25 protein-coding genes are annotated in these 26,726 nt (G+C 48.4%); 13 read left to right on the forward strand and 12 right to left on the reverse strand.

Annotation, left to right across the window (positions count from 1 at the left end):
• Positions 1-22 precede the first annotated feature (22 nt).
• Positions 23-472, forward strand: a complete 450-nt coding sequence (locus tag BDT_RS08285; RefSeq protein WP_041577422.1) for a Fur family transcriptional regulator — start codon at positions 23-25, stop codon at positions 470-472.
• On the opposite strand, the gene BDT_RS08290 is transcribed toward BDT_RS08285, so the two are convergent.
• Positions 466-2,004 carry a PAS domain-containing protein gene (locus BDT_RS08290; RefSeq protein WP_015090792.1) on the reverse strand — a complete coding sequence of 513 codons (1,539 nt, stop codon included), beginning with the start codon at positions 2,002-2,004 and terminating at the stop codon, positions 466-468. The two genes, BDT_RS08285 and BDT_RS08290, sit on opposite strands and share 7 nt — an antisense overlap.
• Before the next feature lie 124 nt (positions 2,005-2,128).
• Between BDT_RS08290 and BDT_RS08295 the strand changes: the two genes are divergently transcribed.
• The 4 genes from BDT_RS08295 to pstB all read left to right on the forward strand — a co-directional run bounded on the left by BDT_RS08295 (position 2,129) and on the right by pstB (position 5,767).
• Positions 2,129-3,130, forward strand: coding sequence for a PstS family phosphate ABC transporter substrate-binding protein (locus tag BDT_RS08295; protein ID WP_015090793.1), 1,002 nt, complete (start codon positions 2,129-2,131; stop codon positions 3,128-3,130).
• Between the two features lie 72 nt (positions 3,131-3,202).
• Complete coding sequence (gene pstC, locus BDT_RS08300; protein ID WP_015090794.1) at positions 3,203-4,078, forward strand: phosphate ABC transporter permease subunit PstC; 876 nt, start codon at positions 3,203-3,205, stop codon at positions 4,076-4,078.
• The gene (gene pstA / locus BDT_RS08305; protein ID WP_015090795.1) at positions 4,079-4,996 is read left to right on the forward strand and encodes a phosphate ABC transporter permease PstA; all 918 of its coding nucleotides are present in this window, start codon (positions 4,079-4,081) and stop codon (positions 4,994-4,996) included.
• A gap of 3 nt (positions 4,997-4,999) precedes the next feature.
• Positions 5,000-5,767 (forward strand): phosphate ABC transporter ATP-binding protein PstB, encoded by a 768-nt coding sequence (gene pstB / locus BDT_RS08310; RefSeq protein WP_011164136.1) that lies wholly within the window; start codon positions 5,000-5,002, stop codon positions 5,765-5,767.
• Positions 5,768-5,804: 37 nt separating this feature from the next.
• Here pstB and BDT_RS08315 read toward each other — a convergent pair whose 3' ends face one another.
• A complete protein-coding gene (locus tag BDT_RS08315) occupies positions 5,805-6,755 on the reverse strand; it encodes a hypothetical protein (RefSeq protein WP_148278773.1) in 951 nt (316 codons plus the stop codon).
• 151 nt (positions 6,756-6,906) lie between these two features.
• Here BDT_RS08315 and BDT_RS08320 point away from each other — a divergent pair, with 151 nt between their 5' ends.
• From BDT_RS08320 to BDT_RS08335, 4 genes are read left to right on the forward strand one after another with little or no spacing between them, the layout of a single operon-like run.
• Entirely contained in the window at positions 6,907-7,647 is a 741-nt protein-coding gene (locus tag BDT_RS08320) for a hypothetical protein (RefSeq protein WP_041577426.1), read from the forward strand.
• Between the two features lie 56 nt (positions 7,648-7,703).
• A complete protein-coding gene (locus tag BDT_RS08325; RefSeq protein ID WP_011164139.1) occupies positions 7,704-8,018 on the forward strand; it encodes a hypothetical protein in 315 nt (104 codons plus the stop codon).
• Between the two features lie 3 nt (positions 8,019-8,021).
• Complete coding sequence (locus BDT_RS08330; RefSeq protein WP_015090798.1) at positions 8,022-9,047, forward strand: GDP-mannose 4,6-dehydratase; 1,026 nt, start codon at positions 8,022-8,024, stop codon at positions 9,045-9,047.
• 2 nt (positions 9,048-9,049) lie between these two features.
• Positions 9,050-13,045, forward strand: coding sequence for a DEAD/DEAH box helicase (locus tag BDT_RS08335; protein WP_015090799.1), 3,996 nt, complete (start codon positions 9,050-9,052; stop codon positions 13,043-13,045).
• Positions 13,046-13,098: 53 nt separating this feature from the next.
• On the opposite strand, the gene BDT_RS08340 is transcribed toward BDT_RS08335, so the two are convergent.
• Positions 13,099-13,404, reverse strand: coding sequence for a helix-turn-helix domain-containing protein (locus BDT_RS08340; RefSeq protein ID WP_041577429.1), 306 nt, complete (start codon positions 13,402-13,404; stop codon positions 13,099-13,101).
• A complete protein-coding gene (locus tag BDT_RS08345) occupies positions 13,394-13,675 on the reverse strand; it encodes a type II toxin-antitoxin system mRNA interferase toxin, RelE/StbE family (RefSeq protein ID WP_041577431.1) in 282 nt (93 codons plus the stop codon). The genes BDT_RS08340 and BDT_RS08345 overlap by 11 nt, the downstream gene beginning before the upstream one ends.
• Positions 13,676-13,909: 234 nt before the next feature.
• Here BDT_RS08345 and BDT_RS08350 point away from each other — a divergent pair, with 234 nt between their 5' ends.
• Entirely contained in the window at positions 13,910-15,322 is a 1,413-nt protein-coding gene (locus BDT_RS08350) for an MBOAT family O-acyltransferase (protein ID WP_015090801.1), read from the forward strand.
• A 9-nt stretch (positions 15,323-15,331) separates the two neighbouring features.
• Complete coding sequence (locus tag BDT_RS08355) at positions 15,332-16,366, forward strand: hypothetical protein (RefSeq protein ID WP_015090802.1); 1,035 nt, start codon at positions 15,332-15,334, stop codon at positions 16,364-16,366.
• A gap of 15 nt (positions 16,367-16,381) precedes the next feature.
• Here the strand turns inward: BDT_RS08355 and BDT_RS08360 are convergent, their stop codons facing one another.
• The 3 genes from BDT_RS08360 to BDT_RS08370 form a co-directional block, all read right to left on the reverse strand.
• Positions 16,382-16,594 (reverse strand): CopG family antitoxin, encoded by a 213-nt coding sequence (locus BDT_RS08360; protein ID WP_015090803.1) that lies wholly within the window; start codon positions 16,592-16,594, stop codon positions 16,382-16,384.
• Positions 16,581-17,054 carry a nucleotidyl transferase AbiEii/AbiGii toxin family protein gene (locus BDT_RS08365; protein WP_015090804.1) on the reverse strand — a complete coding sequence of 158 codons (474 nt, stop codon included), beginning with the start codon at positions 17,052-17,054 and terminating at the stop codon, positions 16,581-16,583. Before BDT_RS08365 ends, BDT_RS08360 begins: the two co-directional genes overlap by 14 nt.
• Positions 17,055-17,161: 107 nt before the next feature.
• Complete coding sequence (locus BDT_RS08370; RefSeq protein WP_015090805.1) at positions 17,162-18,991, reverse strand: LTA synthase family protein; 1,830 nt, start codon at positions 18,989-18,991, stop codon at positions 17,162-17,164.
• A gap of 151 nt (positions 18,992-19,142) precedes the next feature.
• Here BDT_RS08370 and BDT_RS08375 point away from each other — a divergent pair, with 151 nt between their 5' ends.
• Entirely contained in the window at positions 19,143-19,970 is an 828-nt protein-coding gene (locus BDT_RS08375) for an N-acetylglucosaminyltransferase (RefSeq protein WP_015090806.1), read from the forward strand.
• Positions 19,971-20,039: 69 nt separating this feature from the next.
• Positions 20,040-21,653: an LTA synthase family protein gene (locus BDT_RS08380; protein ID WP_235046317.1), complete on the forward strand. Its 1,614-nt coding sequence runs from the start codon at positions 20,040-20,042 to the stop codon at positions 21,651-21,653.
• A gap of 15 nt (positions 21,654-21,668) precedes the next feature.
• Here the strand turns inward: BDT_RS08380 and BDT_RS08385 are convergent, their stop codons facing one another.
• From BDT_RS08385 to BDT_RS08405, 5 genes are all read right to left on the reverse strand, one after another.
• Positions 21,669-22,904: an O-antigen ligase family protein gene (locus BDT_RS08385; protein ID WP_015090808.1), complete on the reverse strand. Its 1,236-nt coding sequence runs from the start codon at positions 22,902-22,904 to the stop codon at positions 21,669-21,671.
• A 90-nt stretch (positions 22,905-22,994) separates the two neighbouring features.
• Positions 22,995-24,137, reverse strand: a complete 1,143-nt coding sequence (locus BDT_RS08390) for an acyltransferase family protein (protein ID WP_015090809.1) — start codon at positions 24,135-24,137, stop codon at positions 22,995-22,997.
• Positions 24,134-24,790, reverse strand: coding sequence for an HAD family hydrolase (locus BDT_RS08395; RefSeq protein ID WP_041577435.1), 657 nt, complete (start codon positions 24,788-24,790; stop codon positions 24,134-24,136). The genes BDT_RS08390 and BDT_RS08395 overlap by 4 nt, the downstream gene beginning before the upstream one ends.
• Positions 24,790-25,764 carry an ATP-grasp domain-containing protein gene (locus BDT_RS08400; protein ID WP_015090810.1) on the reverse strand — a complete coding sequence of 325 codons (975 nt, stop codon included), beginning with the start codon at positions 25,762-25,764 and terminating at the stop codon, positions 24,790-24,792. The genes BDT_RS08395 and BDT_RS08400 overlap by 1 nt, the downstream gene beginning before the upstream one ends.
• Positions 25,754-26,599, reverse strand: a complete 846-nt coding sequence (locus BDT_RS08405; RefSeq protein ID WP_015090811.1) for an NAD-dependent epimerase/dehydratase family protein — start codon at positions 26,597-26,599, stop codon at positions 25,754-25,756. The genes BDT_RS08400 and BDT_RS08405 overlap by 11 nt, the downstream gene beginning before the upstream one ends.
• Positions 26,600-26,726 lie beyond the last annotated feature (127 nt).

The following is a 26,726-nucleotide window of genomic DNA, read 5'->3' on the forward strand; positions in this document are numbered from 1 at the left end:
CATTTGGTGTATCTCCTAGGGTATGACAAAGTGCAGCCATGATCGGAAGAACATTGATATCGACTCTCTGAACGAGAGAGTGCGCAAAGCGGGGATGAAACTGACCCAGCAGCGCGGTCAATTGCTGAAGATCCTTTTGCATCATCCCGAGCCTATTTCCGCTGACGAGATCTTTAAAAAGATCGACGACAAATCCGACGGCATGGATCTGGTGACAATCTATCGCATCCTGAAAAAATTTGAGGAAGGCGGCTTGGTTTCCCGTCTGGAATTCGGGGACGGCGTTGCGCGCTTTGAACTGACTTTGGAGTCAGGCCACCATCACCACCACGTGATCTGTCGTCACTGCCAGCGCGTGGAACCTTTGCATATCTGTGATCTGGATCAGCATATCAAGATGGTCGAGGCGATGGGGTACAAACAAGTGGCCCACCGCTTGGATTTCTTTGGCGTGTGCTCCCGCTGTCAATAGCTAAGAGCTTCTTCTTCCTGCCAGCGCGGCAGACGCACCACAAATGTCGTGTTCGGCGCCTGACGATCCAGGATTAATTCGCCTTTGTGGCTTTTCATAATACCCGCAGAAATACTTAGGCCCAAGCCCGTGCCTTTGCCGACTTCCTTGGTGGTGAAGAAGGGCAGCATGATCTGTTCGGCGATTTTTTCCGGGATTCCGTTGCCGGAATCAATCACGTGGATTTCGATGCTGTCGACCTGCTCGACAACTTTGATGCGAATCCATTTTTCCTGTAAATCACTGATGGCATCAAAAGAGTTATTCAACAGATTCAACAACACCTGTTCGATCTGAATCAGGCGGCATTCCACTTCCAGTTCCGGGCCGATTTCGCCGACTTCGACCTCCACGCCATGATTGTAAAATCTGGTGCGGCAGAATTCCAAAGTCTCTTCGATGATTTGTTTTAACGGAATGACTTCAAACGGATCGTAAGTGCCTTCGCGGGCGAAAGAGCGCAGGGACTTGATGATACGGGCAATCTTGTCTGCGGTACGGCTGATGCTTTCAGCGGCCTGCTTGATTTTTGCCGGATCCATTTTGCCAGAGTCCACCATCTGCTGCAGCTGAAAGGCGCGGGCCTGGATGACGGTGAGGGGATTGTTGATTTCATGCGCGATACCGCCGGACATCTCGCCCAGAGCGGCCATCTTGGTGGAGGAAATCAGCTTGGCTTTGTTTTCAGCCATTTCGCGTTCTGTCTGGAATTCTTCAGTGGAATCCCAAGCGACGCCGTACATGCGCGGGCTGACGGTGTTGCCATTTTGGGTCATGAACTTGCCATAACATTTGATGTGATGGATCTGCTGATTGGAATGGGTCACCCGGTAAGTGACATAGAAATCCTGGCGGTTTTCAACGGCCTCTTGAATGCGGCGATTGACGCTTTCCATGTCTTCGCGAATGGCGCGCTTCCAGACTTCATCCAGCGGGTTTAAGCCCGGCAGCACCGGCACGTCATGCATTTCATACATTTTCGTGTCCCACTGCAGGCGGTTTTTTTCGATATCCCATTCCCAGGTTCCCATATTGGCGGCAGAAAGGGACAGGTTCATTTTTTCAATGGTCTTTTTTAAAGTCTCTTCATAGCTTTTGCGATCATCCACATCGGTGGCGATGCCCAAAATAGTGGCGACGTTGCCATCTGCATCCCGGGAAAAAGGTGTGATGCGGTCATTGATCCAGTGATATTGCCCGTTGTGATCTTTAAAGCGGTATTCGATGGAAATGACCTCGCCCTCTTTCAGGGTGCGGGACTTTTCAATGGCGGCGTTTAGAACGGGGATGTCGTCTGGATGCATGGATCTGGCGTAGTATTCCGGGCCCAGGGCGCGAAGCTCGGCCAGGGTGTATCCATACAGATCCTTCACCCGGTCGTTGAACCACACCATATTGACCTCGTTCAGGTCGAAAATATAGACGCTGTTGGGGATCGTTTTATTGATCTTCTCTAGCAGAGTATTTTGGTCTTTCAGAAGGTCTGTAATCATAGATTTATTTAGTCTATCCTAGGTTTTTGGTAACGCGAAACGGCTAAAATCATAATAAAACCTTAACAATACAGCGCAATATCATAGTGCTAGAGTTTGTCCCATAAATCCATAGGGAGATTTTATGTTGACCAACTTTGTAGTGTCTTTGTCTGTTGTTATTGCTGCGGCTTTGGCGCACGCACAAGCTCCAGTTATCAAAATCGATGGTTCCTCCACCGTATTCCCAATCACCGAAGCAATGGCTGAAGAATTCCAGTCTTCCCAACGTGGTAAAGTGCGCGTGACCGTCGGTATCTCCGGAACAGGTGGCGGCTTCAAAAAGTTCTGCCGTGGTGAAACAGACGTTCAAAATGCGTCCCGTCCAATTCAAGCCTCTGAAATCGAAACTTGCCGTAAAGCGGGTATCAAATTCCTGGAACTTCCAATCGCTTATGACGCTACTGCTGTGGTGGTAAACCCTAAAAACACATGGTTGAAGTCCATCACCGTGGCTGAACTTAAAAAAATGTGGGAACCAGGCGCTCAGGGTAAAATCAACACCTGGGCTGACGTAAACCCAGCTTGGCCAAAAGAAAAACTGAAATTGTACGGTGCAGGTTCTGACTCCGGTACCTTTGACTACTTCACGGAAGCAGTTGTTGGTAAATCCAAGTCTTCTCGCGGTGACTATACAGCTTCTGAAGATGACAACACTCTGGTGACAGGTGTTTCCAATGATCTTTACGCTTTGGGCTATGTTCCGCTGGCGTACTATGAAGAAAACAAAGGTAAGCTGAAAGTCGTAGCCATCGTCGGTGGCGACAAAGCCCCTAAGAAAAACGAAGCGGTGCTTCCAGGTCGCGAAACGGTTGAGAACGGTTCTTACTTCCCACTGTCTCGTCCAATCTTCATCTACGTTAGCGAAAAATCCATGGCCAAAGCTGAGGTGAAAGAGTTCGTGAACTTCTACATCAGCAAGTCCTTCGAAATCGTTCCTCAGGTGAAGTACGTTCCACTTCCAGCCAAGGCTTATGACATGGTTAAAGACCACGTTAAAAAGAACAAGCTTGGAACCGTCTTTGGCGGCCACTCTGAAGTGGGTTTGAAAATTGAAGAGTTGATGAAACGTGAAGGTTCGTTGTAGTTTAGCCACGTGAGTAAAAGCCAACTTAGAAAACTTTCTGAATTCACATCCGCCGACCACCCGGTCCGGCGGATGCGTCGTTTAAGGGAGCGGGCCATTGAAACGGTCCTGTTCCTGGCGGCGGCTTCCTCGGTTCTGGTCACTATCGGCATCGTCGGTATCCTAGTGACGGAAAGCATGCCGTTCTTTGCGCATGTGCCCCTTAAAGACTTCTTAACAGACACGCAGTGGACACCGCTTTTTGAAAATGCCCGCTATGGTATTTTGCCTCTGCTCAGTGGAACTTTACTTTCCACGGTGATCGCGTTGTCGGTGGCAATACCACTAGGCACAGTGGCGGCAGCGTTTTTAAGTGAATACGTTCGTCCTTCGGCGCGTGAAATTTTAAAACCTGTCCTGGAACTTCTCGCGGCTGTACCTACAGTTGTTTACGGTTATTTTGCTTTGTTGTTTGTGACGCCTCTTTTGCAAAAGATCATTCCTAACCTTGGGGGCTTCAACGTCCTCAGTGCCGGAATCGTAATCGGGGTGATGATCGTTCCTTATGTGTCCAGTCTGAGTGAAGATGCCATGCGCTCGGTGCCTAATCACCTGCGCGAAGCTTCGTTTGCGGTAGGGGCGTCGCGCATGCAGACGGCCTTCCGGGTTGTGATTCCGGCGGCGTTTTCGGGGATCACTTCTGCTTACATTCTGGGCATCTCCCGTGCTTTGGGTGAAACCATGGTGGTGGCGATCGCGGCGGGCATGCAGCCCAATCTGACGATCAATCCCACCGAACCTGCGGCGACCATCACGGCCTTTATCGTTCAGGTCAGTTTGGGGGATTTGCCTCACGGTTCGATCGGGTATCAGAGTATTTACGTGGCGGGGTTGAGCCTTTTGGTGCTGACCTTGTGTTTCAATATCGTGGGCCTGTGGCTGCGTAAAAAGTTCCAGGAGAAAGAGTAAATGGATTCACGTCAGGAACTTTTGGCGAATATCAAGCGCCGTCAGATGTGGGATTTTGCTTTTGCCCTGATGGGTTTGTTGTCACTGCTTTTTGCTTTGGTGACTTTGCTGGCGCTGATTGTGGATCTGGGGATGACCGGGATTCCGCGCATCAATGCTGAATTCTTCGTAAACTTCCCTTCGCGCTTTGCTGAAAAAGCGGGGATCTTATCAGCATGGGTGGGATCTTTCCTGATCATGGTGACCACGGCGGTTTGTGCCATTCCTTTGGGGGTGGCCGCTGGTGTGTACTTGGAAGAATACTCCAAGAAAAACTGGGTGTCGCAGATCATTGAATTGAACATCATCAACTTGGCGGGGATCCCATCGATCACTTACGGTCTGATGGCGCTGGGTCTGTTTGTATACAAGTTAAAACTGGGTCAGAGCATTCTGACCGCCGGTTTGACTTTGGGGTTGTTGGTTCTGCCAATCATCATCGTGACCACACGTGAAGCCATCCGTGCGATCCCGAACACCATCCGTGAGGCGAGCTACGCGATGGGGGCCAGCAAGTGGCAGACCATCCGCTATCATATTCTGCCTTATTCTTCCGGTGGTATTCTGACGGGTGTGATTATCTCACTGTCCCGTGCTATCGGTGAAACAGCACCGTTGATCACGATTGGCGCTTTGACGTTTATCGCGTTCTTGCCAACGCCGCCGATTGACGGGCAGTTCCCTTATGTGAATTTCACCTGGCTCATGGATCCATTCACCGTGATGCCTATTCAGATGTTTAACTGGTTGTCACGACCTCAGCCCGAGTTCCACGTGAACGCGGCGGCCACGGGTGTGGTGTTGCTTGTGATGACTTTGATTATGAACGGTGGGGCGATTTACCTGCGCTCCCGTTTCCGTAAAAAGATGAAGTGGTAATTTATGCAGTTGAATTTGCGCGCTGAAGTTAAAAATCTGGTTTTCTCTTACGGTGATAAAAAAGTTCTGAACGGCATCACGTTGCCGATTTATGAAAACCGCGTCACTGCTTTGATTGGTCCTTCCGGTTGCGGTAAGACCACGCTGCTTCGTTGTTTCAACCGCATGCATGATCTTTACGCCAATGCCCAGTATCAGGGCGAGATTCTGCTTTATCCAAATCAAAGCAACATCCTGGGTAAAGACATCGACCCAATGGAAGTGCGCATGCGTATCGGAATGGTTTTCCAAAAACCAAATCCATTCCCAAAAAGCATCTATGACAACGTCGCTTACGGGCTGACGGTTCGCGGGGTCAAAAAGAAAAGCTTCATCGAAGAACAAGTTGAAAAGTCCCTGCAGCAGGCGAGCCTTTGGAACGAAGTCAAAGATCGTTTGCACTCTTCAGCGACCGCGCTTTCCGGCGGCCAGCAGCAGCGTCTGTGCATCGCCCGCGCCCTGGCGACCGAACCTGAAATCCTGCTGCTGGATGAACCTACATCAGCCCTGGATCCAATCTCCACTCGTCACATCGAAGAGCTGATTCAAGAGCTTCGTAAAGACGTCACAATCGCGATCGTCACCCACAGCTTGCACCAGGCAGCCCGTGTGTCGGACTTCACCGCATTCATGTATCTGGGCGACCTGATCGAATTCGGCGCCAGTGATCAGATCTTCACCAACCCAAAAGATCAAAGAACAGAAAACTACATCACAGGCCGCTTCGGCTAAAAGGTACCTGCTTACTTTTGCATAAGCGTTGCGTTGTTTATTGGAAGGCGATTTTCAGGGCTAGTTTGGCGTAGTAGGCGTTGCCGATATCGACTTGGTTGCCGGGATCCAGTTCGTAGTTTTCAGCAACGAAGAATCTTCTGTCAAAGGCGTGGCCCACTTCAAAGTCTGCAAAGACGGACTTGGACAATGGCGACTTGATACCCATCAAGAATTTCTTTTCATCATAGAACAAACGATCTTCGCGGTTTTCGCGACCGTATGGCAAATAAGTTACCTGACTGAAGTCCATTCCCGCATACACTTGCGCAAAGTCGTTCAGTTTATAGTACACCGTGCTTTTGATCACCCAGGGAACCAAGGTGAAGAAAGTCAGTCCGAACTTGTCGGCAAACTGCCAGTTGATCGAAGCAAATGGGGCGCCCAGCACCAGATTCAATTCACGGGACGGGTAATAGAACCACGCAAAACCCGGCAGGGGAATGTTGTTCAGGATCGGGCGGTTGTTGGAATAGTTGGCCAGTAGCAGCCAGCTGCTGGTGGCATCGCTCGGGTAGGAGTAAAAGGCCGTCACCCCTAAAGTGGAAACCGACGGGTCATAGAAGGGTTTGTCGCTGGCAGAACCGTAGTTGACCATCACGGACCACATGCGTTTTTCACCGATCACTTCCGTGTAGCTTGCGCCAAACTTGATGTCATATAGCTCGGAATGACCGTTCTGTGCGGGGTCCACGCTCATCTGGCTTCCTGAAAAACTTAAGCCCACGGATTGAGTTTCAGTTTTGTAAACCGGAGAGCTTAAGTCCACCAGTTGATAGCGCATGTTGGCGCGCTCTTGTGGGAATTCCGCCTTGTCATAGAAAAAGCCCAGATAATTAAATGTCGGACGCTGACGACCCGGCGGGGTTAAGCCTTGAGCCAATTCAAAGGCCAATGCAGAGGTCGAAACACCCAAAACTGACAGAACGGTGATCAATAACTTTGTCATATCCCACAGCTTAAAACCCTCTTTGCTTGCGGACAACAGCTATTCTATCAGGGGTTCAAAGTATTTAAATCTGACGATCTTTACATCAACTTAACTCGAGTTTTCAAAAAGACCTCGTTAGCCTTGGTTATCCCTTTCAAGTAGGTGAAGAATGAGACGTCAAAGAGGCTTGGTGGTTCTCTTGGGGCTGGTGGTAATCGGCAGTCTTGGCATCGCCGCTTTTCGCGGATTGTCGACGCCCGAGAAAGCAAACTGCGTTCAGATTTATTTTGATGCCGAGTCCCGGGACCAGTTGGCCTCGGGGAAAGCTTTTGCCCAGCAGTTGCGGGGGCTTTTGGCGCCGTATGTGGGTTACTCGGTTCACGCATCGGGGATTGGCAGTTATCAAAGCGGGGAAGTCCATCGCTGTGATAAAAATATTTATGTTGGAACTCATTTCGACCATCGCGTTCCCCGGGTGTTTGTTGAAGACTTTATGAACACCAAGGGGAGCGTTGTGTGGTTTGGTTATAATGTCTGGCAGATGGGCCCACGCTTGGAAAGTGAAATGGGTTTGCGCTTCCTAAGAATGGCGCGCCAGGAATTCACGGGCTTTTTTGATGAGGTTCTTTACGAAGGCGGGTTCTTTAAAAAAACCAATAAGACCCTGACTGAACAGGTGGAGCTTTTGCCGTCGGATATGAGCAAGTTTTCCATGCTGGCTGAATCGCGAAACTCCGTCACCCGTGAAATCGTGCCCTATATCGTGCAATCTAAAAATCGCTTCTATGTGGCCGATGTTCCAGAACTTGAGGCGGGTCACATGAACCTGATGATGGCAGAGGTTCTGGCTCGGTTCATGGAATCCAAAGCGCAGCCTCGCGGGGTTATCGCCTTTGGGCTAGGTCATTAAATGCTCTCTCCTGCTTTGCGATTGCCTCGCATTGGCAGAGTGGTTAGGCTAGTGGGATGACATCACTTCAGACTGATAAGTACTTTATTCGTGAAAGCATGTTCAACCTTGTTGAGCTTTCTTTGTTGGCCCGTCTTTATGAGGCTCACTGCACGCCATCAGCGTCCAGCGGGAAAATCAGCCCTGAATCTCTGGCTCAGACCTTGTTGAAAATGAAAGCGACAGAAAAGAACGGTCAGCTGCGTGTGGCGATCTTTGAAACAGACCCTGTGGGCTTTTATTGGAATTATGAAGGCAAGGTTCTGGCGCACTGGGTGCACCCGGATCATCGTGGCCATGGGGTGGAGCAAAACCTTCTGGGCGGCGCTTAAGCCGTGACTCAATTCTGGAGCGGTAAAAGAGTTTTCATCACGTGCCCCACGGGTTTTCTGGGGGCGTGGCTGGTGCAGACTCTGCTTGATTCCCAAGCCCAGGTGTTTGGCTTTGGCGAGCCCGCCGCGACATCTCCGAATCTTTTTGATTTGAAAAATCTGGGGCAGAAAATCTCGATGACCTACGGGGATATGCGGGATGAGTCCGCGTTGCGCGAGGCTTTGCAGTTTGCTGAAGCGGATGTGGTTTTGCATCTGGGGGAAAGCGGTCTGATTTCTGACCTTGGCAAAAGACCTTTGGAAACCTTTGGCAAAGCAGCACTTGGAACGGCGACCTTGATGGAGCTGATGCGGGAAACCGCATCGGTGCGTTCCTTGGTGGTGGTCAGCTCAGATAAGGTCTATGGACGAAAAATTTCCGGCGAGGATCTGACTGAAACAGATGCAGTGGCGCCGTCAGCGATTTTACCCACAGCAAAGCTCTGTGCCGAGATGATTGCTCTTTCTTATCGTCAGAGTTTTTTTGCCCCTGAAAAATACAATAAACATAAAATCGCCATAGCCACGGCTCGTATTGGTTCTGCCATTGGTGGCGGGGACTTCACCGAGCAGGCGTTGATTCCGCAGGCTGTGCAGGCCTTCGTGGCTGGCAACAGCTTTGATTTAAAGAACCCTCAGTCCGTGCGCCCGTGGATTCACGTGTTGGATCAGGTGGTGGGCCTGATGAGTCTTGCCGAGGCTTTGTATGAACGCGGACCGAAGCTTGCGCCGACCTATAATTTTGCGGCGAAAGATACTAACACAGTCGGTGAAGTTGCGCAAGCTTTGGCGACAGCCTGGGGAGAAAATGCCCGGGTGAATTTGGGCGAGGGGTCGAAGTCCTCGTTGTCCGTGCATGCGAATTTGGATTCAAAGCTCGCTCAGAGCGATCTGAACTGGAAAGTTCAAAGAAATCTCACAGATACTCTGAAAGAAACACTTCAGTGGTATAAAGAATTTTATTCTTCAAGGACTTCTGCTACCTTGTAGGGATGGCCTTTTCCGGATTAAGTCTTCAAAAAATTTCCCAGTTAGTCAGCCCCAAGGATCTTGCGACCCTGGAGCAAATGCCTGTTGCTGAAAACGCATTCCGCATTCTAAAAAAATTGTCTTTGGACAGCCACAACATCCAAAAGAAGGAAGACGGCGGATTAGACATCCAGTTCGTTTACGCAGAAGAATCCACTTTGCGCAAATCCTATGTGCAGGTCGAAGAAGACGCTGATGGCGGGGATCTGACCTTCCACTGCGCCCAGTGTGCTGAAAGCCGCAAGGACAAAGAAGACATCTGCGTTCATGAGTGGGCCTCATTGATTCTGATTTGGTGGGCACTGTCGGTGGATCGTGGATTCCTGCGTAATCACAGCTTCCAGGTCAGTAATTTCTGCGAGGACTTCTGGGATCTGACGGAAACCAAAAAAGCCCGCCGCGGTGAGGGTGATGGCAAAGGCCTGCCTGAAAACTTAAAGCTTGAATCCATCAGTCTGGTTTCTGAAACGCTTTCGTTGGACGACGATCGCGCGTTGGAAGAATACCTGCCAGAATGGAACAAGGTCTATGAGCTGGGCCGTGTTGCCGAAGGGGACGAATCCGGCACCGGGGCGGTGTGGGGACTGCCTCAGGCTTTCCGCGGGTCTTTGCAAAAAGAAACCGTTTACTGGGCTGATGTGCGCCATCAGGATCAGTTGGCTGGGCTTCTTCGTTATAATTTCAATGACGGCGTTCAAATCAGCAGCCGGGATATTCTTCGTCATGCTTATCGATCCGTGGTTCCGCGCGATCTGTTGCCGGGCCCCGCACGCAAGGAAACTTTTGAGGTTCTTTGGCCACTTCTTCCCAGTGACCCGCATCGCTTCTTCAGCCGGGACCTTTTGGATATTGAAGCCGTCATGCAAGAGCTTCTTTCCCGTATCACCCGCCGGGTGAACAAAGGGGATCTGAAGTTTTATTTGCAGGATCAAAAAGATCTTGGAAAAGCCTTCCAGGTTGGCAACATCAGTGTTGAGGCCGAAGACGCCTTTGAATGGAAAGTTGAATTCAGTGGCTCTGAGGAAGTTAAAACCTCAGCCTTGCTGTCGGCGCAAAAAGATCAGCAGAAATACATCTTCTTTGATAACTTCGCGGTGGACTTCACAACCGGAGCGGTTGTTGCTTTTGCATGGAAAAAAGAAAGCGAAGCTTTAGATCAGTTTTATTCCCGCCAGTTGAAGGCAGACCGTCCCAGAGCCTTTTCGCACCTGCATGTTGAAGGCAAGGGTGAAACCGCGGCCTTTATGAAATTCTTGCGCGGACGTTCGCTTCCGGTGCGCGTTCAGGGTGGCAGCCATGACATGGGCGCTATTGCCAGTGTCCTGAACCTGCATCATCAGGATGATGCAGGCTTTGTCCCGGAAAAGGTTTTCACTCTCAACGAAAAAGAAACCGTCAGTAAAAAGGGCTTCAGCACTCCGGTGGTGCTGATCATGCGCACGTTGCAAGAGGGGCTGGGCTTTTTACTTCAAACCGAAGTTAAATCCCTGGCCTCGAGCAGTTTTAAAAAGCGCGAATGGGATTTGAAGATTCTAAAACACCTCGGAGTCTTGCAGTATCTGACTTTGGAGGCTTTGACTTATCACTTTGAAGGTCAGCTGACTGATGGCACGACCTGCGACCCGGCGAATATCTTCCCGGTGTTGCATAATCGCGTGCACAGCTTGCTTGTGACCGGAGACGGCACAAGTCTGACCAAGACTCAGCCGTTGGATGAACTGTGCTCTAAAGGGGTTTTGGGCATTTTTTCTGACTATGTCGCCAAAGTTCTGAAATCTGTTGGCGAGCGTGAGGCCATTTACAGTTCCAAAGGGGAATACCTGTTCTCGGGCTCGGTTGAACGGGAATTCCGTGTTCTTTATGAAATTCTGAAATACATGGCATTGTCCACCCAAGGCAGCGCCTTTAAACGCGCCCGCACCGGCTTTTTAACCAAGGCCTGGGATGGAAAGATCGAAGAAGATCCCATGCTGGAACAAGGTCATTTCTTTATGCCTTCCTGGGGTAAAGAAGATGTCACACCAACGCAGTCCTTGGGACTGCTGCAGCCGTTGGTGGATCATGGCATTCGCCTGTATGTGCGCGGTCAGCTGTTACAAGAACTTGGTCAGAACGAATTCGTTGTCGACTTCCAGATTGTCAGCAAACTTGATGAAGGGATGCTGAACTGGTTTGAACTGAATCCGCGTTTCTTCCTGCAGGGGAAAGAAATTGATGCCACTCAGCTGAAAAGCATGGGCAGTGGCGGTGTGGTTGAATACGATGGAAAGTTCTTCCTGGTGCCGCGCAAAGAAATTCCGTCTTTGCGTCGTTTGGAAGGATTCTGGCAAAAGCTTCAGGCCGGTAAAAAAGATTCATCCAAAAAAGCCTGGACCGATAAATACTATCAGCTGCCGAAACACCAGGCGCTTGAATTGCTGGCTTTGCGCGCGTCGGGCTACGCCTTCCGCGGGGACGATGAATGGAAGCGCATCTGTGCCTTCTATGATGGTTTGGGATCGCGCACAGATCTGGTCAAGCTGCCGGGTTCGGTGAAAGCGGAACTTAAGACTTATCAGCACGAAGGTGTGCAGTGGTTGCTGGATCTGTTCACTCTGCGTATGGGTGCACTGCTGGCCGACGACATGGGTCTGGGTAAAACTCTGCAAGCGCTGTCATTCCTGGATCTGCTTCGCACGCGCGAACAGCTGGGCCAGGTGCTGGTCGTGGTGCCTTCAAGTTTGGTGTACAACTGGGAAAGCGAAGTCGCGAAATTCACCCCGGAACTGCCGTTTGAGATCTTTACCAGTAAGGACCATGACCGCCTTGGCAAAAGACTTGAAGCCAAAGAACCATTGGTTGTGGTTACGACCTATGGTCTTTTGATGGAAAATGACGAGTTCCTAAGCCAGTACAATTGGAATGTGCTGATCTTTGATGAAGCTCAAAATCTGAAAAATATCACTGCTAAACGAACCAGTTCGGCGCGTATGCTGAATGCCAGATTCAAAATGTGTCTGACCGGTACTCCGATGGAAAATCACTTTGGTGAATTCTATTCGTTGTTGGATCTGGTGGTGCCGGGATGTCTTGGCAAGTACGATGATTTCCGCCGTCACTTTGTGAACACCGAAGTGGTGTTGCTTGAAGACGTCGAGGATCTGAAGCTTAAAACCAAACCTTTGATCATGCGCCGAACCAAGAAAGAAATCCTGGATCAGCTTCCTGAAAAACAGGAAACCAAGGTCAGTATCGCCTTTGAAGACAAGCAAAAGCAGATCTACCGCGATATTGCGATCGCTTACAATCAGCGCATTCAAGACACCATCCGCGAAGCCGGGGAGTCCCAGTCGCAGTTGCAGATGTTGACCGCTTTACTGCGCCTTCGTCAGGCGTGCTCTGATCCCGGCGCATTGCCAGAGGTGAAGTACGAAAAGACGCCGCCTAAGTTGGAAGCGTTGATGGACTCTTTGCAGGAAATCATTGAATCCGGCGAAAGTGCGCTGGTCTTTACTCAGTTCCTGCAGACGCTGGAACGCACTGAAAAGCTTTTGAAAGCGGTCGGCATCCCGGTCTTTGTGTTGCACGGGGCGATCCCAACGAAGCAGCGCCAGAAGATTCTGAAGGACTTTAACGAAACCAACGGCGGGGCTGTTCTGGTGATGACTCTGAAAACGGGCGGGGTGGGTTTGAATCTGACCAAGGCCAGTTATGTGTTCCATCTGGAGCCATGGTGGAATCCGTCAGTCGAAAATCAGGCCACAGACCGTGCGCACCGTTTGGGGCAGCGTAAGGCCGTTCAGGTCTTCCGCTATATCATGCACGAATCCCTGGAAGAAAAGATGGAGCTTTTGAAGGAACGCAAGAATCGCAAGTTCCAAAGCCTGTTCTCAGAAGCAGAAGCCAGCACGGATCTGACCGGGGCCGGCGGCGCCCTGACCAAAGAGGACTTCGACTTCTTGTTGGGCCTTAAATCCTAAAAGGTTCCTGGTTCTTTTTTGGCCCATGGCGCGTCATGCTGGCGCGCCAACTTTTAAGAGGACTTCCGAACTTGCACAGTCATTTTTAGTCCGGCTTTTCGCAAATAATCGTGAATGGCACATTCGACAGCCAATACTTCGGACAAGCCGCATTTCTTTGCAATCTTTGCGGCAAGATCGATGCTCACATTTTGCCGGCCCTTTTCGATATCGCAGAGGGTGCTTTTAGAGATTTCTAAAAGCATCGCCATTTCTGTTTGAGAAAGGGACTTGGTGGTTCTGGCCGCGCGCAGGAAGCCGCCAAAGGACATCGGGCCTAGTTCTTTTTCTAAAATCTTTGTGAGGCTCTTAGTACTCATGTTTGTTCACCTCAATGACGATGATTTCAATCTCTTTGATCGTTTCCACGTAAATTGCTCTATAAGAACGATTTAGTCGTATGGATCGTTGTCCCTTGCGGTCTCCCTTAAGAGGCTCGTCATGGTAGCCCGGGAGCTTTCTTGTCTGACTCAAACCGATCAGCTCGATGGATTCTGCCCAATAACGTAGGGCTTCTTTAATGTGTGAAGGGATTCTTTTTAACTGCTTCTCTGCGAATCTGGATATTCGAACCTGTGTTCGACTTTCCATAGAACCTTTCAGTACGGTAAATTACCGTATTTTGGTGAAATTGTCAATATGGGGTGTGAGAGCAAGAAGCAGGAGTGAATAAATTGCGCAATACCTGCTTCTGAAGGCGGCCGAGTCCCAGGTTCGGATCAGAAGTGCCAGTTTCTTTTTGGGGTAGAGTGAGTTAGACGCACTGTGGCCCAAAAATGGCAGCAGAACCTTTTTTCTGAGCCATTTTTTGGGTAGTGTCTGCCCATGCTATTTAACTCCTACGCCTTTTTATTCCTGTTCCTGCCGTTCACTTTGCTCGGCTATTACTGGATCACGAAAAAGAACCTACAGCTGTGGTTCTTGTTCCTTTCAAGTGTGTTCTTCTATTGCTATTGGAGCACGGTGTATGTTTTCCTGCTGCTCTTCACAGTGGTTCTGGATTTCTATTTAGCCAAAGCCATTTCAATGACGACCTCACAGGCTCGCCGAAAGACCTTCCTGCTGATTTCGGTGATCGCCAATCTCGGCATTCTTGGATTCTTTAAATACTACAACTTCTTTGCGGACTCTTTGAATGGAGCCCTGCAGGTGACGGGGCTTGCGGGACCGCTGCCGATTTTAAATCTCGTACTGCCCATCGGTATTTCCTTTTACACCTTCCAGTCCCTGTCTTACGTGATCGACGTTTATCGCAAGACCTCCAGTGCGCACGCGCATCTTTTGGAGTTTGCAGGTTACGTGACCTTGTTCCCGCACCAGATTTCAGGTCCACTGGTTCGTCATAACTACATCGTTCCTCAGTTGGAAGATTCAAAGACCTATTTCTTCAATCCCGAGAACTTCTGGAAAGGTTGCTATTTCTTCGTGTTCGGTCTGGCAAAAAAGATGATGATTGCCGACCGTATCGCGGCAGTGGTGGATCCGCTGGTGATGAATATGGCCGGGGCTTCTACGGCTGAGGCGTGGATTGCCATGATCGGCTACACCATGCAGTTGTATTTTGATTTCAGCGGTTATTCCGACATGGCGGTGGGATTGGGATTGATGATGAACATCCAGTTCCCGCAGAACTTCAACTCGCCTTACAAATCTTTGTCCATCACTGAATTCTGGCAGCGCTGGCATATCACGCTGTCTTCGTGGTTGAAAGATTACCTTTATATTTCCCTTGGCGGAAATCGCGCCGGAGTTTTGAAAACTTACCGCAATCTGTTTTTGACCATGGCAATTGGTGGCCTGTGGCACGGGGCGAACTGGACATATCTGGTCTGGGGCTGTTTCCACGGTGGGATCCTGGCGATCGAAAGACTGTTTAAGGATCGTGGCTGGTACACGGTTAAAAACAAGTACGTAAGGTGGACCTTCACTTTCTTCCTGGTCTGTGTGGGCTGGGTGTTCTTCCGTGCACATTCCGTTGAGCAGGCGCTGTTCTGGCTGCAGAAGGTGTTCATGCTTAATGGGGACATCAACTGGGACATCACTTTGATTCCGCTTAAACATAAAGACCGCTTCTTTGCGGCGCTGGGTGTGGGGATCTTGGTGGCCTTCCTTGCCAAAAACACGTGGGAGCGAGAATTCAAACCGAGGCTTTGGCGGGCGGCATTGATGGCGCTGATGTTTGTGGTGTGTTTGGCTTACATGGGTGAGGAATCTCCGTTCCTTTATTTCCAATTCTAGGTGGGACGTATGAAAAGCAATACTTTGAAAATGATTCTTTTCCTTGCGGCTTTCATCATCGGACTTATGGCGCTGTTGGCAGGGTTTAACTTTGCTGTGGATCCGATGTGTTATTATCGCTGTGATTCTATCGATACGAATCGCCAAAGCCAGAACGTCTATTTTCAGGCGGCCCAGATTGTCGGGGCGAATCCTGACACCGAGATTGTGATCCTGGGGTCTTCCCGTGGGGAAACGACTTCGGCTTTGTGGGTGGAAGAAGTCACAGGGCTTAAGACGATCAATCTTTCGAAGGGAGGCGCTGGCTTGCTTTTGAAAGTGTCCCTGTTACGAACAGCCTTGGATCAAAAGCTGCCTTTAAAGAAAGTCATCTGGATTGCCGACTATTTCGAGCTTGCCGGGGAAGTCACCGATGTGAAAGTTCGCCAGACTCCGGTCTTGCGGGAAAAACTGCTGGCTGATGTCGAAGGTCTTGATGGTATGAAGTACTATCTGGAGCACCTGCAAAGTCTGATCAGTCATAATACTTTAGAAGCGGCAATTCATCAGTTGAATCAGAAAAAAGCTGACGGCATGTTTGCACCCAAAGGCAGTGGCAGTGGTATTGACTATCAAAAGTGTGCAGCCGCGGATTATGCCGGAAAAACCACGGCCGATGTTTTGGCCAAAGAAATCGACGTCAGCTATTCCACTTTCGGTGGCCCGATGAAGGCTCCACTAAATCCCGAATTTGTCGAGTTATTCAAAAAGCAAATCAAAGCCACGGCTGAACAGGGTGTGGAAGTCCTGATCCTGATTCCGCCGTTTCATCCTGAATTTGTTCGCAGACACGCAAAGGACCATCCGGATGCAGTGAAGTCCCATCAAGAGTGGCTAGAGATGATCAAGGGCCTGGAATCCGACAAGGTTCACGTGCAGTCGTACTGGGACGGGGTGCCCGGGGATGATGCCGGGCCGTCGTTCTGGGATGATGGATCTCACGCCACTTGCAAGGCGATGATGTTGATGCTGAAGCCTGCGCTCAGCGAAGCCGGAGCACATTAAGAGAGCAGATTCAAACTACGAATTCTTTAAGCCTTCGCGAATAAATTTAACAATAAGGCTTTGATATTTTGTGTCCTGTATCTTTGCAGTCGTTTTCAGAGCACGCAGCAAGTTTGCAGGAATGCGCAGGCTGATTGCTTCTGTTGGCTCATCTTTGTCGTGGATCATCTTATTGAATGACTCAATAAACTCCACGGCTTCTTCGGGAGAGATTTTATTTCTTTTCATTCAAAACCTCTTTAATTCGCAAGATGTCTATTTGGTCCTGGGGGCGGTTGGATTCCAGCTTCATTTTCAAAAGCTCCTTCAGACTGGCGACGGGAATGCGTCGGCCCGCTACGGATATTTTTACAACATCCAAGTCTTTAAGGTTTTTTGTGATAAGAATATCCACCTGACGACTTGGATCTTTAAAGTCCACAAATGACCATGCAATTAGATTTCGTTCCTCGATGTATTCTTTGCGAAACTGAATGATGTCCTGAGCGCGCACTGGGATGCGTGGTTGTAATCCGAGACTGGCTAGGGCGGTCTCAGCTTTTTGATAGTCTTCTAGTTTTAAATTTAAAACGAAATCCACATCCATGGTAGCGCGTACAATGCCATGCAGTGCAAGGGCATAGCCCCCCACCAGGGTGAAAGGGATCTTTTCGTATTGAAATTTGTCGACCAGTTGATATAGCAGCATCTCTCAATTGTATATACATGTATATACAATTGCAAGATAGCAGTTTCAGAATTGTAAACAAATGAAATCATTAGGAAAAAATGTCTTATCTGAAAGGCTGGGGGCTTTTACTGGAACAAAAGCTCCTGCGACTCTTTGATATAGCTTAAGCCTTCTTCGTGCATTTTTTTGCCATTGGCAGGACATGGGGATTCTTTGGTGAAGCTCATGTCCTCTTTCCACTTAAAGCATCTTTCTTCACCCGGGTTGCGAATGTTAAAGACCACGGCCCATTCATTTTCAAACCACGCGGACTGACCTAAATGAAAAACACTTGCTCCGGGACTGAATGCTTCCGGACGCGCCAAGGATCTGCCCAGGAATGTCGGAGCTTTCACTCCAGTGATATCAGCTAACGTGGCAGCGATGTCGGGTTGTGAGAACGCTCCCGGCAAGAGTTTGTTTGGCAGTACCGAGCTTTCCTTGCCGTCTTTAGTATAGTGTTTCATCAAAAACGGAATCGCGTAGTGATCAAAGATGCTCGATCCCCCGTAAGTGGTGTGATCGGCAACCAAGACCAGCAGCCAGTCTTTTTCCCACTTGCGGCTTTGCAGTAGTTTGTGGAAGTCCTTAAGTTCTGTGTCCGCCCACTGGCGAATGGTTTTGTACTTTTGGCGATCCGCTCGCGCCGGGAACAGGTTGTCGTGGGTGGTGTTGGTGTTGATGCCCACCAGGAATGGTTCGCGCAGGCCCGTCATTTTATCCAGCGCAAATTTATACAAATCAGTGTCGTAAACACCCCAGGCGTTTTGTTCAAGTTTTTCGTAATCTGGAATATCACGCTTTCCGTAAGAACTTTGGAAGCCGGTTTTCAGCACCAGCAACCCTGTGCCGCTCGTGTACTGGTCAGACCCTTGGAAGAAGGCCGAACTATAGCCTTTTTCCGTCAGCAAGCGCGGAAGGCAGATGAAATCTTTGTTTTCAATTTCCGAGTACATGATGCTTTTCCCAAGTGGATTGGGAAGGCTGCACATGCTTGCAAAAATCCCTTCGGTGGTGCGATGGCCCCCGGCCAGGAACAAATCTGTGTGCAGGGACTCGCGGCGAAGTTTGTTGAAGAAAGGCAGGATTTCCACACCATCTTGAATGCGGTTCACTTCTGAACCCCACCAGCTTTCCAGGAAGACGATCACGATGTTGCCGTCAAAGCCTCCGATGGGTGTGTGGATGCCACGCTGGGCTTTCCAAGCGGCAAAGACTTTTTCGGTATCAATGTCTTTGGGGGATGCGACGTTTTCTTTGCTGGATTTTTTTTCGCCCACGGCCGCCCAGAAAATTCCATAAGCTCCGTTCAGGGCCAGGAAAGCTCCTTGCGGTCCGCCACCGGCGCGATAGGCCCAAGAAGGATCTTGCGGGATGCCCTCAAAGCCACGGAAGCCCATGACGGCCAGAATTGCCGCAAGCAGCATCGCAAACGTGCGCCCAACGGGACCGGACGAGGGTTTATAATTCGGAGAAAGCCACAGATTCAAACTTGCAGCGGCTGCCAATGACACCAGCACCGCCACCCAGTAACGTCCAAACAGGGTCACCATTGAGCCTTCTATGGTGAACATCGAATAGATTTCATAGGAAAGATGACGGCCGGTTTCCTTGGCGTACAGGGAATCGGTCACCACCATCACGATGTAAACCCACAGGAAAAGGAAATTCCATCGTCTTGCCGCTTTCGGTGAAAGGTTGAAAATCAGAATCAGCCAGTAAAGCAGCAAATAAGCCACCGCTCCGATGGCCAAGTCAAAGTGCCAGCCGTGAAGAAAGGCCGGGAAGGTGTTTTTGATGGTGCTGAAATCCATCAAATCCCAGATTTGTAGATAAATGGCCACGATAGCGCGAAACACAGCGCCGATGATGGTGATGCGAAGAAGAAAGCCAATGGAGGAAGACAGGAATCTCATGTTTTTTTCATACTACGGGGATTTGGGGGTGTACATTGATTTCGACAAGCTGTGTCTTTATGGGGTGATGCATTTTGGCGACTTACTGGTACATTTTTTTCAACAGATTCGGTATTTTAGGTTCCTTGGCTGAAAAAGACGGGTGGGTTCTATGGTCTATGATTGCTTTGTTTTTTATGATGAGTTGGATCTTCTGGAGATCCGTCTGAATGTTTTGGACAAGGTTGTCGACAAATTCGTGATCATCGAATCTAAAAAGACCTTCCGTGGTACAGATAAGCCGCTTTTCTATATCGAAAATAAACAACGTTATGCCCAGTTTGAATCTAAAATCATCCACGTGGTGGTTGAGGACTTCCCGAAAATCAACTGGAGGAAACTGCGTCCCTTCAGCAACTGGGACCGCGAGGACTATCAAAGAAACGCATTGGCCAAAGCTTTGGTGAACTGTGCGCCAGAGGACGTGATCATCTTCTCGGACGTGGACGAAATCCCGACTCCGGAAAAGGTGACTGAATACCTGCATAAGCCGGGCATCAAGACCTTCTATCAGGAACTTTACTACTATTACTTGAACAACTTGGCGTATGAGCACACCGAGCCCAACGAAATGTACAAGGACTATATCCCTTGGCATGGAACGGTGATGGCGAACTATTCTTATTTCAAGAAGTACGGCTGCAACAACATGCGCACTTATCGCAGTAAAAAAGACAGCGAGCACACCATGGTGATGGACGGGGGATGGCATTTCTCGTTCATGGGTGGGACTGAGATGATTCTTAAAAAAATGCGCGCCTACAGTCATACCGAATACATGACGGAAGATATGTTCAATCCCCAATGGGTGGAAACCCAAGTTCGCTCTGGAAAAGACATCTTCAATCGTCCGATGAAGTTTAAGCCTACTGGAGTGGAGCGCTTGCCAAAGTACGTGCAGGAAAATCAGTCCAAGTACTCCAAGCTGCTTTTGTCATAGGGCTTTTTCGCGATGCGCTTCAGATTGCCACAGAATAAACAGGTTTTATGGGGATTGCTGAGCTTGAGTGTGCTGAGCGCACTTTTGCAGCTTTATGCCTTCAAATATCTTCTGATTGTAAAGCTGTTGATGCCGTGGCTGTTGTATTTTTCTGTGCTGGTATTCCTGCGCCCGTATCCTGCGGCTTTTTTCATTTTCCTGATCGAGTGCTTGGGGGTTCGGATTCATCTGATGAAGATGGCATTGACGAACTCTCCCTTTGAGGCCTCGGATATCTTTGCCTGGAAACAGGCTTTTTTCCTGAAAAGTTATACTGATTATGTGATTCCGGCGATTGTGATCGGGCTTTTGCTCTGTGTTTGGAAGGGGATTTCCTTCCAGAAAAAGCAATTGCTGTTTTTGCCGGTCTTTTTCATGGTGGCGATGTCCATTGTGCAGGAACGCCATCCCACGGAATCCCAGGCCAACCCGGTCAGCTCATTGTTTAAGCTGGCACGAGTAACCTATGTGGACTGGAACTTTGCCACCAATGTGAAGGAAAACGGCATTCTAAATCATATTTTCCTGACGCTGCCGACGGGGCAGATTCCGGCCAAGGGAAAACTTCCTTACGAGGATCTGAATGCGGTGATTGATCCGAAAAAAGCCAAATACGAGCCGGATGTCTTTTTGGTTTTGTGTGAGTCCTGCTATACCAGCAGCAACGACAGCTTTGTGACTCCGATTGCGGATCTGGAAAAAGACGGCTTTGCCCATGCGACGGTGATTTCTCCGGTTTACGGGGGGATGACGGCCGAGGCAGAATTTGAGGTTCTTACGGGACTTCCAAGTCGCCGGTACAAGGGGATTGATTTCCAGTATTTTGCGGAAAGGTATTCGGCCAAGGCCGAAGCCGTGCCCCGAATTTTTGCAGAAAATGGCTATGACACCTGGTCGGCACACGCCAATGACGGTTTTTTCTGGAAGCGCGATATCGTTCATCCGAAGTTTGGTTTTGAAAGATCGTTCTTTGCCGATTCCATGAGCTGGTCTGATGGCAGCAAGTACCCGGAAGACAAAGTCCTGTTTGACCTGGCTTTGACCAAGTACGCTGACAGCCTGAAGGCCGGGAAGAAGACCTTTGCCTTCCTGATCTCGGTATACACCCATGGGCCGTATGCAGATACTGACGGGGACGGCGGCGAAGCTGTATATAAGGAAAAGCTCGGAAAAACAGTACAACAGTTCCTGGATTTTAAGAATGCGGCGGTCAAGCTTGCCCAGCAAAACAATCGCCCGGTGATCTTTGTGATCTTTGGGGATCACAAGCCTGCGATGACCATTTCCTTTTATAAACGCCATGAGTTCGATGATGACTATTTCAGTGCCCGTGGTTCACGGAACGAATCCTTCCAGTTTTCGACCCTGAATCGGTCCCAGCAGATCGTGTACGGCAAGGTGCCGATGTACGTGAAGGGTTATGGGTTGAAGGACGTTGGTGTGGCGGAGGCGATTGCCAAAGAGAGCGAGCAACGCCCGATCTTCTGCCTGCCGGGGATCTTGTCAGAGCGGATTGGGATTCAGAATGCTTATTATAACTATCTGGTGGATACCTGTCGCAAATCTCCAGAAGACCTGGTCGATCCGGAGTTCTTAAAGAAATACTTTGCTGAGGAGATTTACGGGGACCGGTTGTTTGATTAGCTACCTTGGTCGATCTTAGAGAGTAGTTTGTTGTTGGGGTTTGCCAGCAAGGTAACCGTAAGAAAATCCCAGAAGGATTAAGATGAAGTTCCGTACTTCATGCTGGATGAATGGTGTTTCAGTCCAAGAGCAGGCAAAAAGGGCCACGATACAAAGAATCGAGCCAAGTGCCAGCTGCTTTTTGTGGAGTTCAGCAGAGTATTTGAGTTTATGATAGAAGAATACGGCGCCCCCGCCGAACGCACCAAGATATCCCGCCAGTCCAAAGATTCCAGCGCCAGCCAGGGTATCCAAAAACTGATTATGAGCATGGCCGACAACGTACTCATTTGCGTGACCCATCTTTACATAATAAGAAGGGAATAGTTTTGCCGCATTCTCGAAGCCCACGCCGAAGAGAGGATGATCCAGGAACACTTGCCATGAGACTTTCCAAATGGTCAGGCGGGCGATTTGGGAATTAACACCAGAAAAGTCGAAAGTGTAAAGTATTCTGTCTTTCAGCTCAAAGACGTTCAAGGCAACGGCTGCCGCGAATACGGCAAGCGTAAGCCCAGAAATGGCGATGGCCTTTTTGTTCCTGGTATAGAAAAGGGCGACCACTAAAGTGCAGATCATGCCGATCCAGGAGGTTCTGGTATAGGTGGCAATAAGCGCAATGGTCGCCAGTACTAATGCAAGAGTCGCAGATGTTCTTGACGGGCAGTCGTTGGAATAAAGAACAAACGATAAAACCATTGCCCAGACTAGGACTAGAGCCAGAGCAAAATAATTGGGGTTGCTGTAAAACCCTTGGAGTCTGTGGTCGGGAGTGATGAAGTCACCGGCGGTCATATTATACTGGCGATAGATTATCCAGCCCAAAATCCCAATAAGGGCAGTGAATGACCAATTGAACTTCTTGGATTTTTCTGCAAGCAAATGACCAACAGCATGGCAGGCAAAAAAGCCCCAAATCCAGCGCAGACTAGCGATCTTGTTCCACTCATGCATTTGCATAGGGCTGTTCAAAAAGTAACCCATGATTCCAGAGCCAAGATATGCGGCAAGGCATGTCAGTAGAAACTTATTGGTAAAACCGAAGGTATTGCGAATGCCGGCCCAGGACTTTTCTGAGAAGCAGAATGAAATAATTGTTACGATTGCAAAAACGCCGTCCATCCAGAAAAAATTAAACAGATTAAGTGCTAAAGAAAGCGGCACAAAGCATGCGAGTAGAGTTAAAACTATAGATGATCTGGATGCGGACATTGTGAAATTGTAGATTTATATTAATTCGGTGTCACTGGTAAAGTACTCGCTCTCAAGTGAGGAGAGTGATGCGCTAGGCCATTTGCTGATTTAATGATTTGCTAGGGTTGAGATCGCTCCAATCGCTCTGTATTTTTCCAAAATGTATTTGCGTATAGGCGTTTCTATATACTCAAAGGAAAGCCAACTTACTAGAGTGGTAGTACTTATTACGCTGATATATAGAATCAAGTTTGGCCAGAGCCCCTTTATGCTACCCATGAAAGTCCTAGTGATTGCGAAGCTAATAAACATTAGAATCGGGTGATACATGTAAATACCGTAGGATTTTTGTCCAATCTTGCTTAAGAAGGTATCTTTAGAGCCAATAGAGTTTGCCACTCCCAGTAGAGCTGCTGAAAAAATTGCTGCCTGCACTAGTGGCGGTATTTGAAAGAAAAAAGACAAAAGAGCTGGCAGGATTAAGCTGGCTAAAAATAGGCGTCTCTTTTTATTGGTGGAAAAGGGATGATAGTAAAGCAACCATCCAGACAGTCCTCCCAGTGCCATGTACTCGATCGCGAACTGACGAATCAGGATTTGCACATATGGGAATGTGCGAATAAAAGGAAAGTAAGACTCAATGTTGTTTAGAAAGAAAGATTTAATCAGGGCAAAGATGAGCAGTATCCAAGGAAGATGCTTGATTGAAAAATTTTTTATTACATGCGGCCAAGCCAAGTAAAACTGTTCTTCGACTCCAATCGACCAACTTTGACTAAGTCCAGCTACTCTCATGCCAAGTGAAATGGCTACGTTGGGCAGGACTAGAAAATAAAGGAAGATTTCGTTGAAGCTGAGATTCCCTATTAGATTCTGGAAGTGGAGTTCGCCATCTGTAAAGGAAAGACTAGCTAAGGCTGGCATTGCGGTGCAAGATGCGAGTATGAGTAAATAATATAATGGTAGGATTCGGGCTGCACGACGAAAATAGAAGGTCTTTATGTTGATTGACCCGGTCTTATCCTTTTCCTGAACAAGTAGCCAAGTAATTAGAAATCCTGATAAGGCAAAAAATAGCATGACCGCATTGTGACCTAGATTGTCGATAAAATAGAAAAGATTAGTGTCAAATAAACTTGGGTCATTCTGGCGAAATTTGTAGAGTTCAATATGGTGCACGACGACCGCTATTGATGCAACTGCTCGGACTTCGTCAAATCCTGTGATGTATGAGTTTGCAGAGGTGCTCATAGTTCAAAATTCTTTGTGACTTCGTTGAAGCTAGTAACGCGAACCCCTTTAAAGTTTTTAAAGATATTATTGCGATCAATTAGAATAGTGTTTAGGCCATGCTTTTTCCCAGGTGCAATATCCAATTTTATTGAGTCTCCAATATAGAGAATTTCCCGTGGATCCAAATCTATCATTTTCAGAGCTTTGTTGAAAAAAAGCTGTGACGGTTTCGAGGCTTGCATCTGGGCGGACCCAAAAATATTGTTAAAAGATACATCAGGAAAAAACTCCTTGAGTTTCGCTTCCAAGGTCAGGTCCCAATTTGAAAGTATACCTTTAGGCAGTGAAATGCTATTGAGAAATTCTGTAGAATCTTCGCAGATATGCCATTTAAGTTTTTTGCACGAAGTATAGATGTGATTCACCAGCTCCTCAGAGGGCTCTATTCCGAGAGCATATAGTAGCTCTTGATTGAAGTGCTTGTAAAAGGTTTGGTCTGTATTGTCTGGGAATTTGATTAATTCCGTAAGTAATTTATGTTGCTGCTCAATAAAATTTTCATCTAAGTTATACCCGAATTTTGACAGAGATTTTGAAATTGTCGGGTAGAGCTCAGGCTTGTTAATTAGTGTTCCTGCGACATCCAGCAGTACATATTTTATTGTATTCATCAGAAAATCCTATGTGGCGTATGACCATCCAGGACGTCACTAATGTCTTTGTCGGGATAAATAACATCCATCAGAATTCGCACTGCGCATCCTTCGCCGAACGCAGTCGCATGGGGCTCCTCATTCAGCAAGAGCTCCTGGACGGTCCATTCTACATCTCGAAATCCAAACTGACTACGGATGGAGTTAGTTCCAGATATACGGCAGTTCACCTCAAATGGAATGATGCCGCCAGAGTCTTCGACAATTGCCTGTATATTGCAGCTGCCTTTGATCTTAACATTTTTGACGAGTGTTTTAATAATTTCGGCCAGCACTGGGTCATACCTTTTTTCAACTTTACATAACACTGTGGTGCCAGCTTGGAGTTCCCTTTCGAATGTAAAGGGTCCCAGGACTTTGCCGGTTTTTGTAACATAGAAGGAAGAGGTGATTTCTTTCCCAACGTGTCTTCTTTGTGCAACATACTCTGGTCCAAAGCCTTCAAGGGTGTCAGGGCAGACAACTATGCCTCGAGACCCTCTTCCCACTCTGGGTTTGACAATTGTTTCTGAAAGTGGAGCTTTGGGGGTATCAATATTTGGCCTCCAAGACTCCGCGAACGGTAATGTAAGCTTCTCAAATACCAAGGCCGTTTCCCACTTGTCATAAAAAACCGAGCAAGCTGATTGGTCTGAAACAGCAGTGACGGGAAGTTCGAGCATCATCTTTGCAAGTTCAACAGTTTCCGCATCAGTGCTCGGGATTATTAGGTCAATCTTTTCATCGCGGCAGATTCGAATAAGGGCGTCCTTGTATTCGGGGGCTTGGGCGTAGGGAACCTTATATACTTTGTCGCAAAGGTGATTTCCTGCGGAGATGAGTGACGTGTTGGTTCCAATAAGGTTGAAAGGGCCATTCATGCTTTTGATGTTACGCAAAATGCCCTGGCCAACATTTCCACCAATTCCAGTAACAAGGATATTATAGTGCATGTTCTATCATTTCTTTTAAGGTCATATGAAGAGTTTTTGTTGGTTTAAAGGTCAAACTGCTTTGTGTAGTTTGATTGTTGAAAAGTCTCTGGTTTGAAGGGGGGGCAGATTTATGCCTCACCTCAAGACCAGGTAGCAATTGGGACATTATGTTGATGACGTCGCGGTCACTATGGTTGTTCCATCCGGCCCCAAGATAAAGGTTCTTTCCATATCTTGCTAGGCCTGCTTCTAGTGCTAGCTGTGCGGCATCGTAGACGTGCATATATGATTGAACTCTTAAGCCATCTCCCCAAAGTTCGATATAATTGTTTTTTGTCGCATCGTCTACAAGAGTGGGAATGAAAGTTCCCTTGCGCATCCCAGGACCAATCAGTGACGCAAACCGTATAATTCCGTAGTTCTCCGATAGGTTCTGAACAGTGAATTCACCAGCAATCTTCGATAGTGCATAGTTGGAAGGTTCTTTAATTTCCAAAGTTTCTGTAATGGTGCCAGATTGGTTGCCGTAAACAGAAACTGACGAGGCATATATAAATCTAGCCTGAGGGAACAAGTTAATTAGCTTGGAAGTTAGCTGTACTTGTGTGTCAAAAAGTCGCGGATCGGGCAGAGTATAGTCTTGAGGTATATAAGCCGCCAGGTGGAAAATAATGTCTGGCGCATTCGGCAGGACTTCGTTCATGCATGACAAAGGGATCGTGTGAATATAATCGGACTCTGTTGCAGGAGAGCTTGAGTTAGTTAGAGCAATTGTGTGGATGCCCTTGGCTTCAAGTAAATTTAGTAATGCTGATCCCAAATAGCCAGAAGCTCCAGTGACGACAACCCTCATCTATATGTACATCCTTCCAAAGTCGTTTTTTTGAATGGGCTTATAATACAAGTTTAGTGCTTGAATGCAATATCCAGCTTGTTCTTTGAGCTATGGTTGCTAGTTGGCGGGGCGTCATGGGCGCCAA

It is taken from the genome of Bdellovibrio bacteriovorus str. Tiberius (genome assembly GCF_000317895.1).
Taxonomy (GTDB): Bacteria; Bdellovibrionota; Bdellovibrionia; order Bdellovibrionales; family Bdellovibrionaceae; genus Bdellovibrio; species Bdellovibrio bacteriovorus_F.

Bases quoted from the DNA above. Each gene is read 5' to 3' on its own strand.
- BDT_RS08345 (WP_041577431.1), bottom strand. From the start codon at position 13,675: ATGGAAAGTCGAACACAGGTTCGAATATCCAGATTCGCAGAGAAGCAG.
- BDT_RS08375 (WP_015090806.1), top strand. From the start codon at position 19,143: ATGGTCTATGATTGCTTTGTTTTTTATGATGAGTTGGATCTTCTGGAG.
- BDT_RS08405 (WP_015090811.1), bottom strand. From the start codon at position 26,599: ATGAGGGTTGTCGTCACTGGAGCTTCTGGCTATTTGGGATCAGCATTA.
- BDT_RS08360 (WP_015090803.1), bottom strand. From the start codon at position 16,594: ATGAAAAGAAATAAAATCTCTCCCGAAGAAGCCGTGGAGTTTATTGAG.
- BDT_RS08385 (WP_015090808.1), bottom strand. From the start codon at position 22,904: ATGTCCGCATCCAGATCATCTATAGTTTTAACTCTACTCGCATGCTTT.
- BDT_RS08350 (WP_015090801.1), top strand. From the start codon at position 13,910: ATGCTATTTAACTCCTACGCCTTTTTATTCCTGTTCCTGCCGTTCACT.
- pstB (WP_011164136.1), top strand. From the start codon at position 5,000: ATGCAGTTGAATTTGCGCGCTGAAGTTAAAAATCTGGTTTTCTCTTAC.
- BDT_RS08325 (WP_011164139.1), top strand. From the start codon at position 7,704: ATGACATCACTTCAGACTGATAAGTACTTTATTCGTGAAAGCATGTTC.
- BDT_RS08340 (WP_041577429.1), bottom strand. From the start codon at position 13,404: ATGAGTACTAAGAGCCTCACAAAGATTTTAGAAAAAGAACTAGGCCCG.
- pstC (WP_015090794.1), top strand. From the start codon at position 3,203: ATGCGTCGTTTAAGGGAGCGGGCCATTGAAACGGTCCTGTTCCTGGCG.
- BDT_RS08365 (WP_015090804.1), bottom strand. From the start codon at position 17,054: ATGCTGCTATATCAACTGGTCGACAAATTTCAATACGAAAAGATCCCT.
- BDT_RS08355 (WP_015090802.1), top strand. From the start codon at position 15,332: ATGAAAAGCAATACTTTGAAAATGATTCTTTTCCTTGCGGCTTTCATC.
- BDT_RS08400 (WP_015090810.1), bottom strand. From the start codon at position 25,764: ATGCACTATAATATCCTTGTTACTGGAATTGGTGGAAATGTTGGCCAG.
- BDT_RS08335 (WP_015090799.1), top strand. From the start codon at position 9,050: ATGGCCTTTTCCGGATTAAGTCTTCAAAAAATTTCCCAGTTAGTCAGC.
- BDT_RS08370 (WP_015090805.1), bottom strand. From the start codon at position 18,991: ATGAGATTCCTGTCTTCCTCCATTGGCTTTCTTCTTCGCATCACCATC.
- BDT_RS08290 (WP_015090792.1), bottom strand. From the start codon at position 2,004: ATGATTACAGACCTTCTGAAAGACCAAAATACTCTGCTAGAGAAGATC.
- BDT_RS08315 (WP_148278773.1), bottom strand. From the start codon at position 6,755: ATGACAAAGTTATTGATCACCGTTCTGTCAGTTTTGGGTGTTTCGACC.
- BDT_RS08320 (WP_041577426.1), top strand. From the start codon at position 6,907: ATGAGACGTCAAAGAGGCTTGGTGGTTCTCTTGGGGCTGGTGGTAATC.
- BDT_RS08295 (WP_015090793.1), top strand. From the start codon at position 2,129: ATGTTGACCAACTTTGTAGTGTCTTTGTCTGTTGTTATTGCTGCGGCT.
- BDT_RS08285 (WP_041577422.1), top strand. From the start codon at position 23: ATGACAAAGTGCAGCCATGATCGGAAGAACATTGATATCGACTCTCTG.
- BDT_RS08395 (WP_041577435.1), bottom strand. From the start codon at position 24,790: ATGAATACAATAAAATATGTACTGCTGGATGTCGCAGGAACACTAATT.
- pstA (WP_015090795.1), top strand. From the start codon at position 4,079: ATGGATTCACGTCAGGAACTTTTGGCGAATATCAAGCGCCGTCAGATG.
- BDT_RS08390 (WP_015090809.1), bottom strand. From the start codon at position 24,137: ATGAGCACCTCTGCAAACTCATACATCACAGGATTTGACGAAGTCCGA.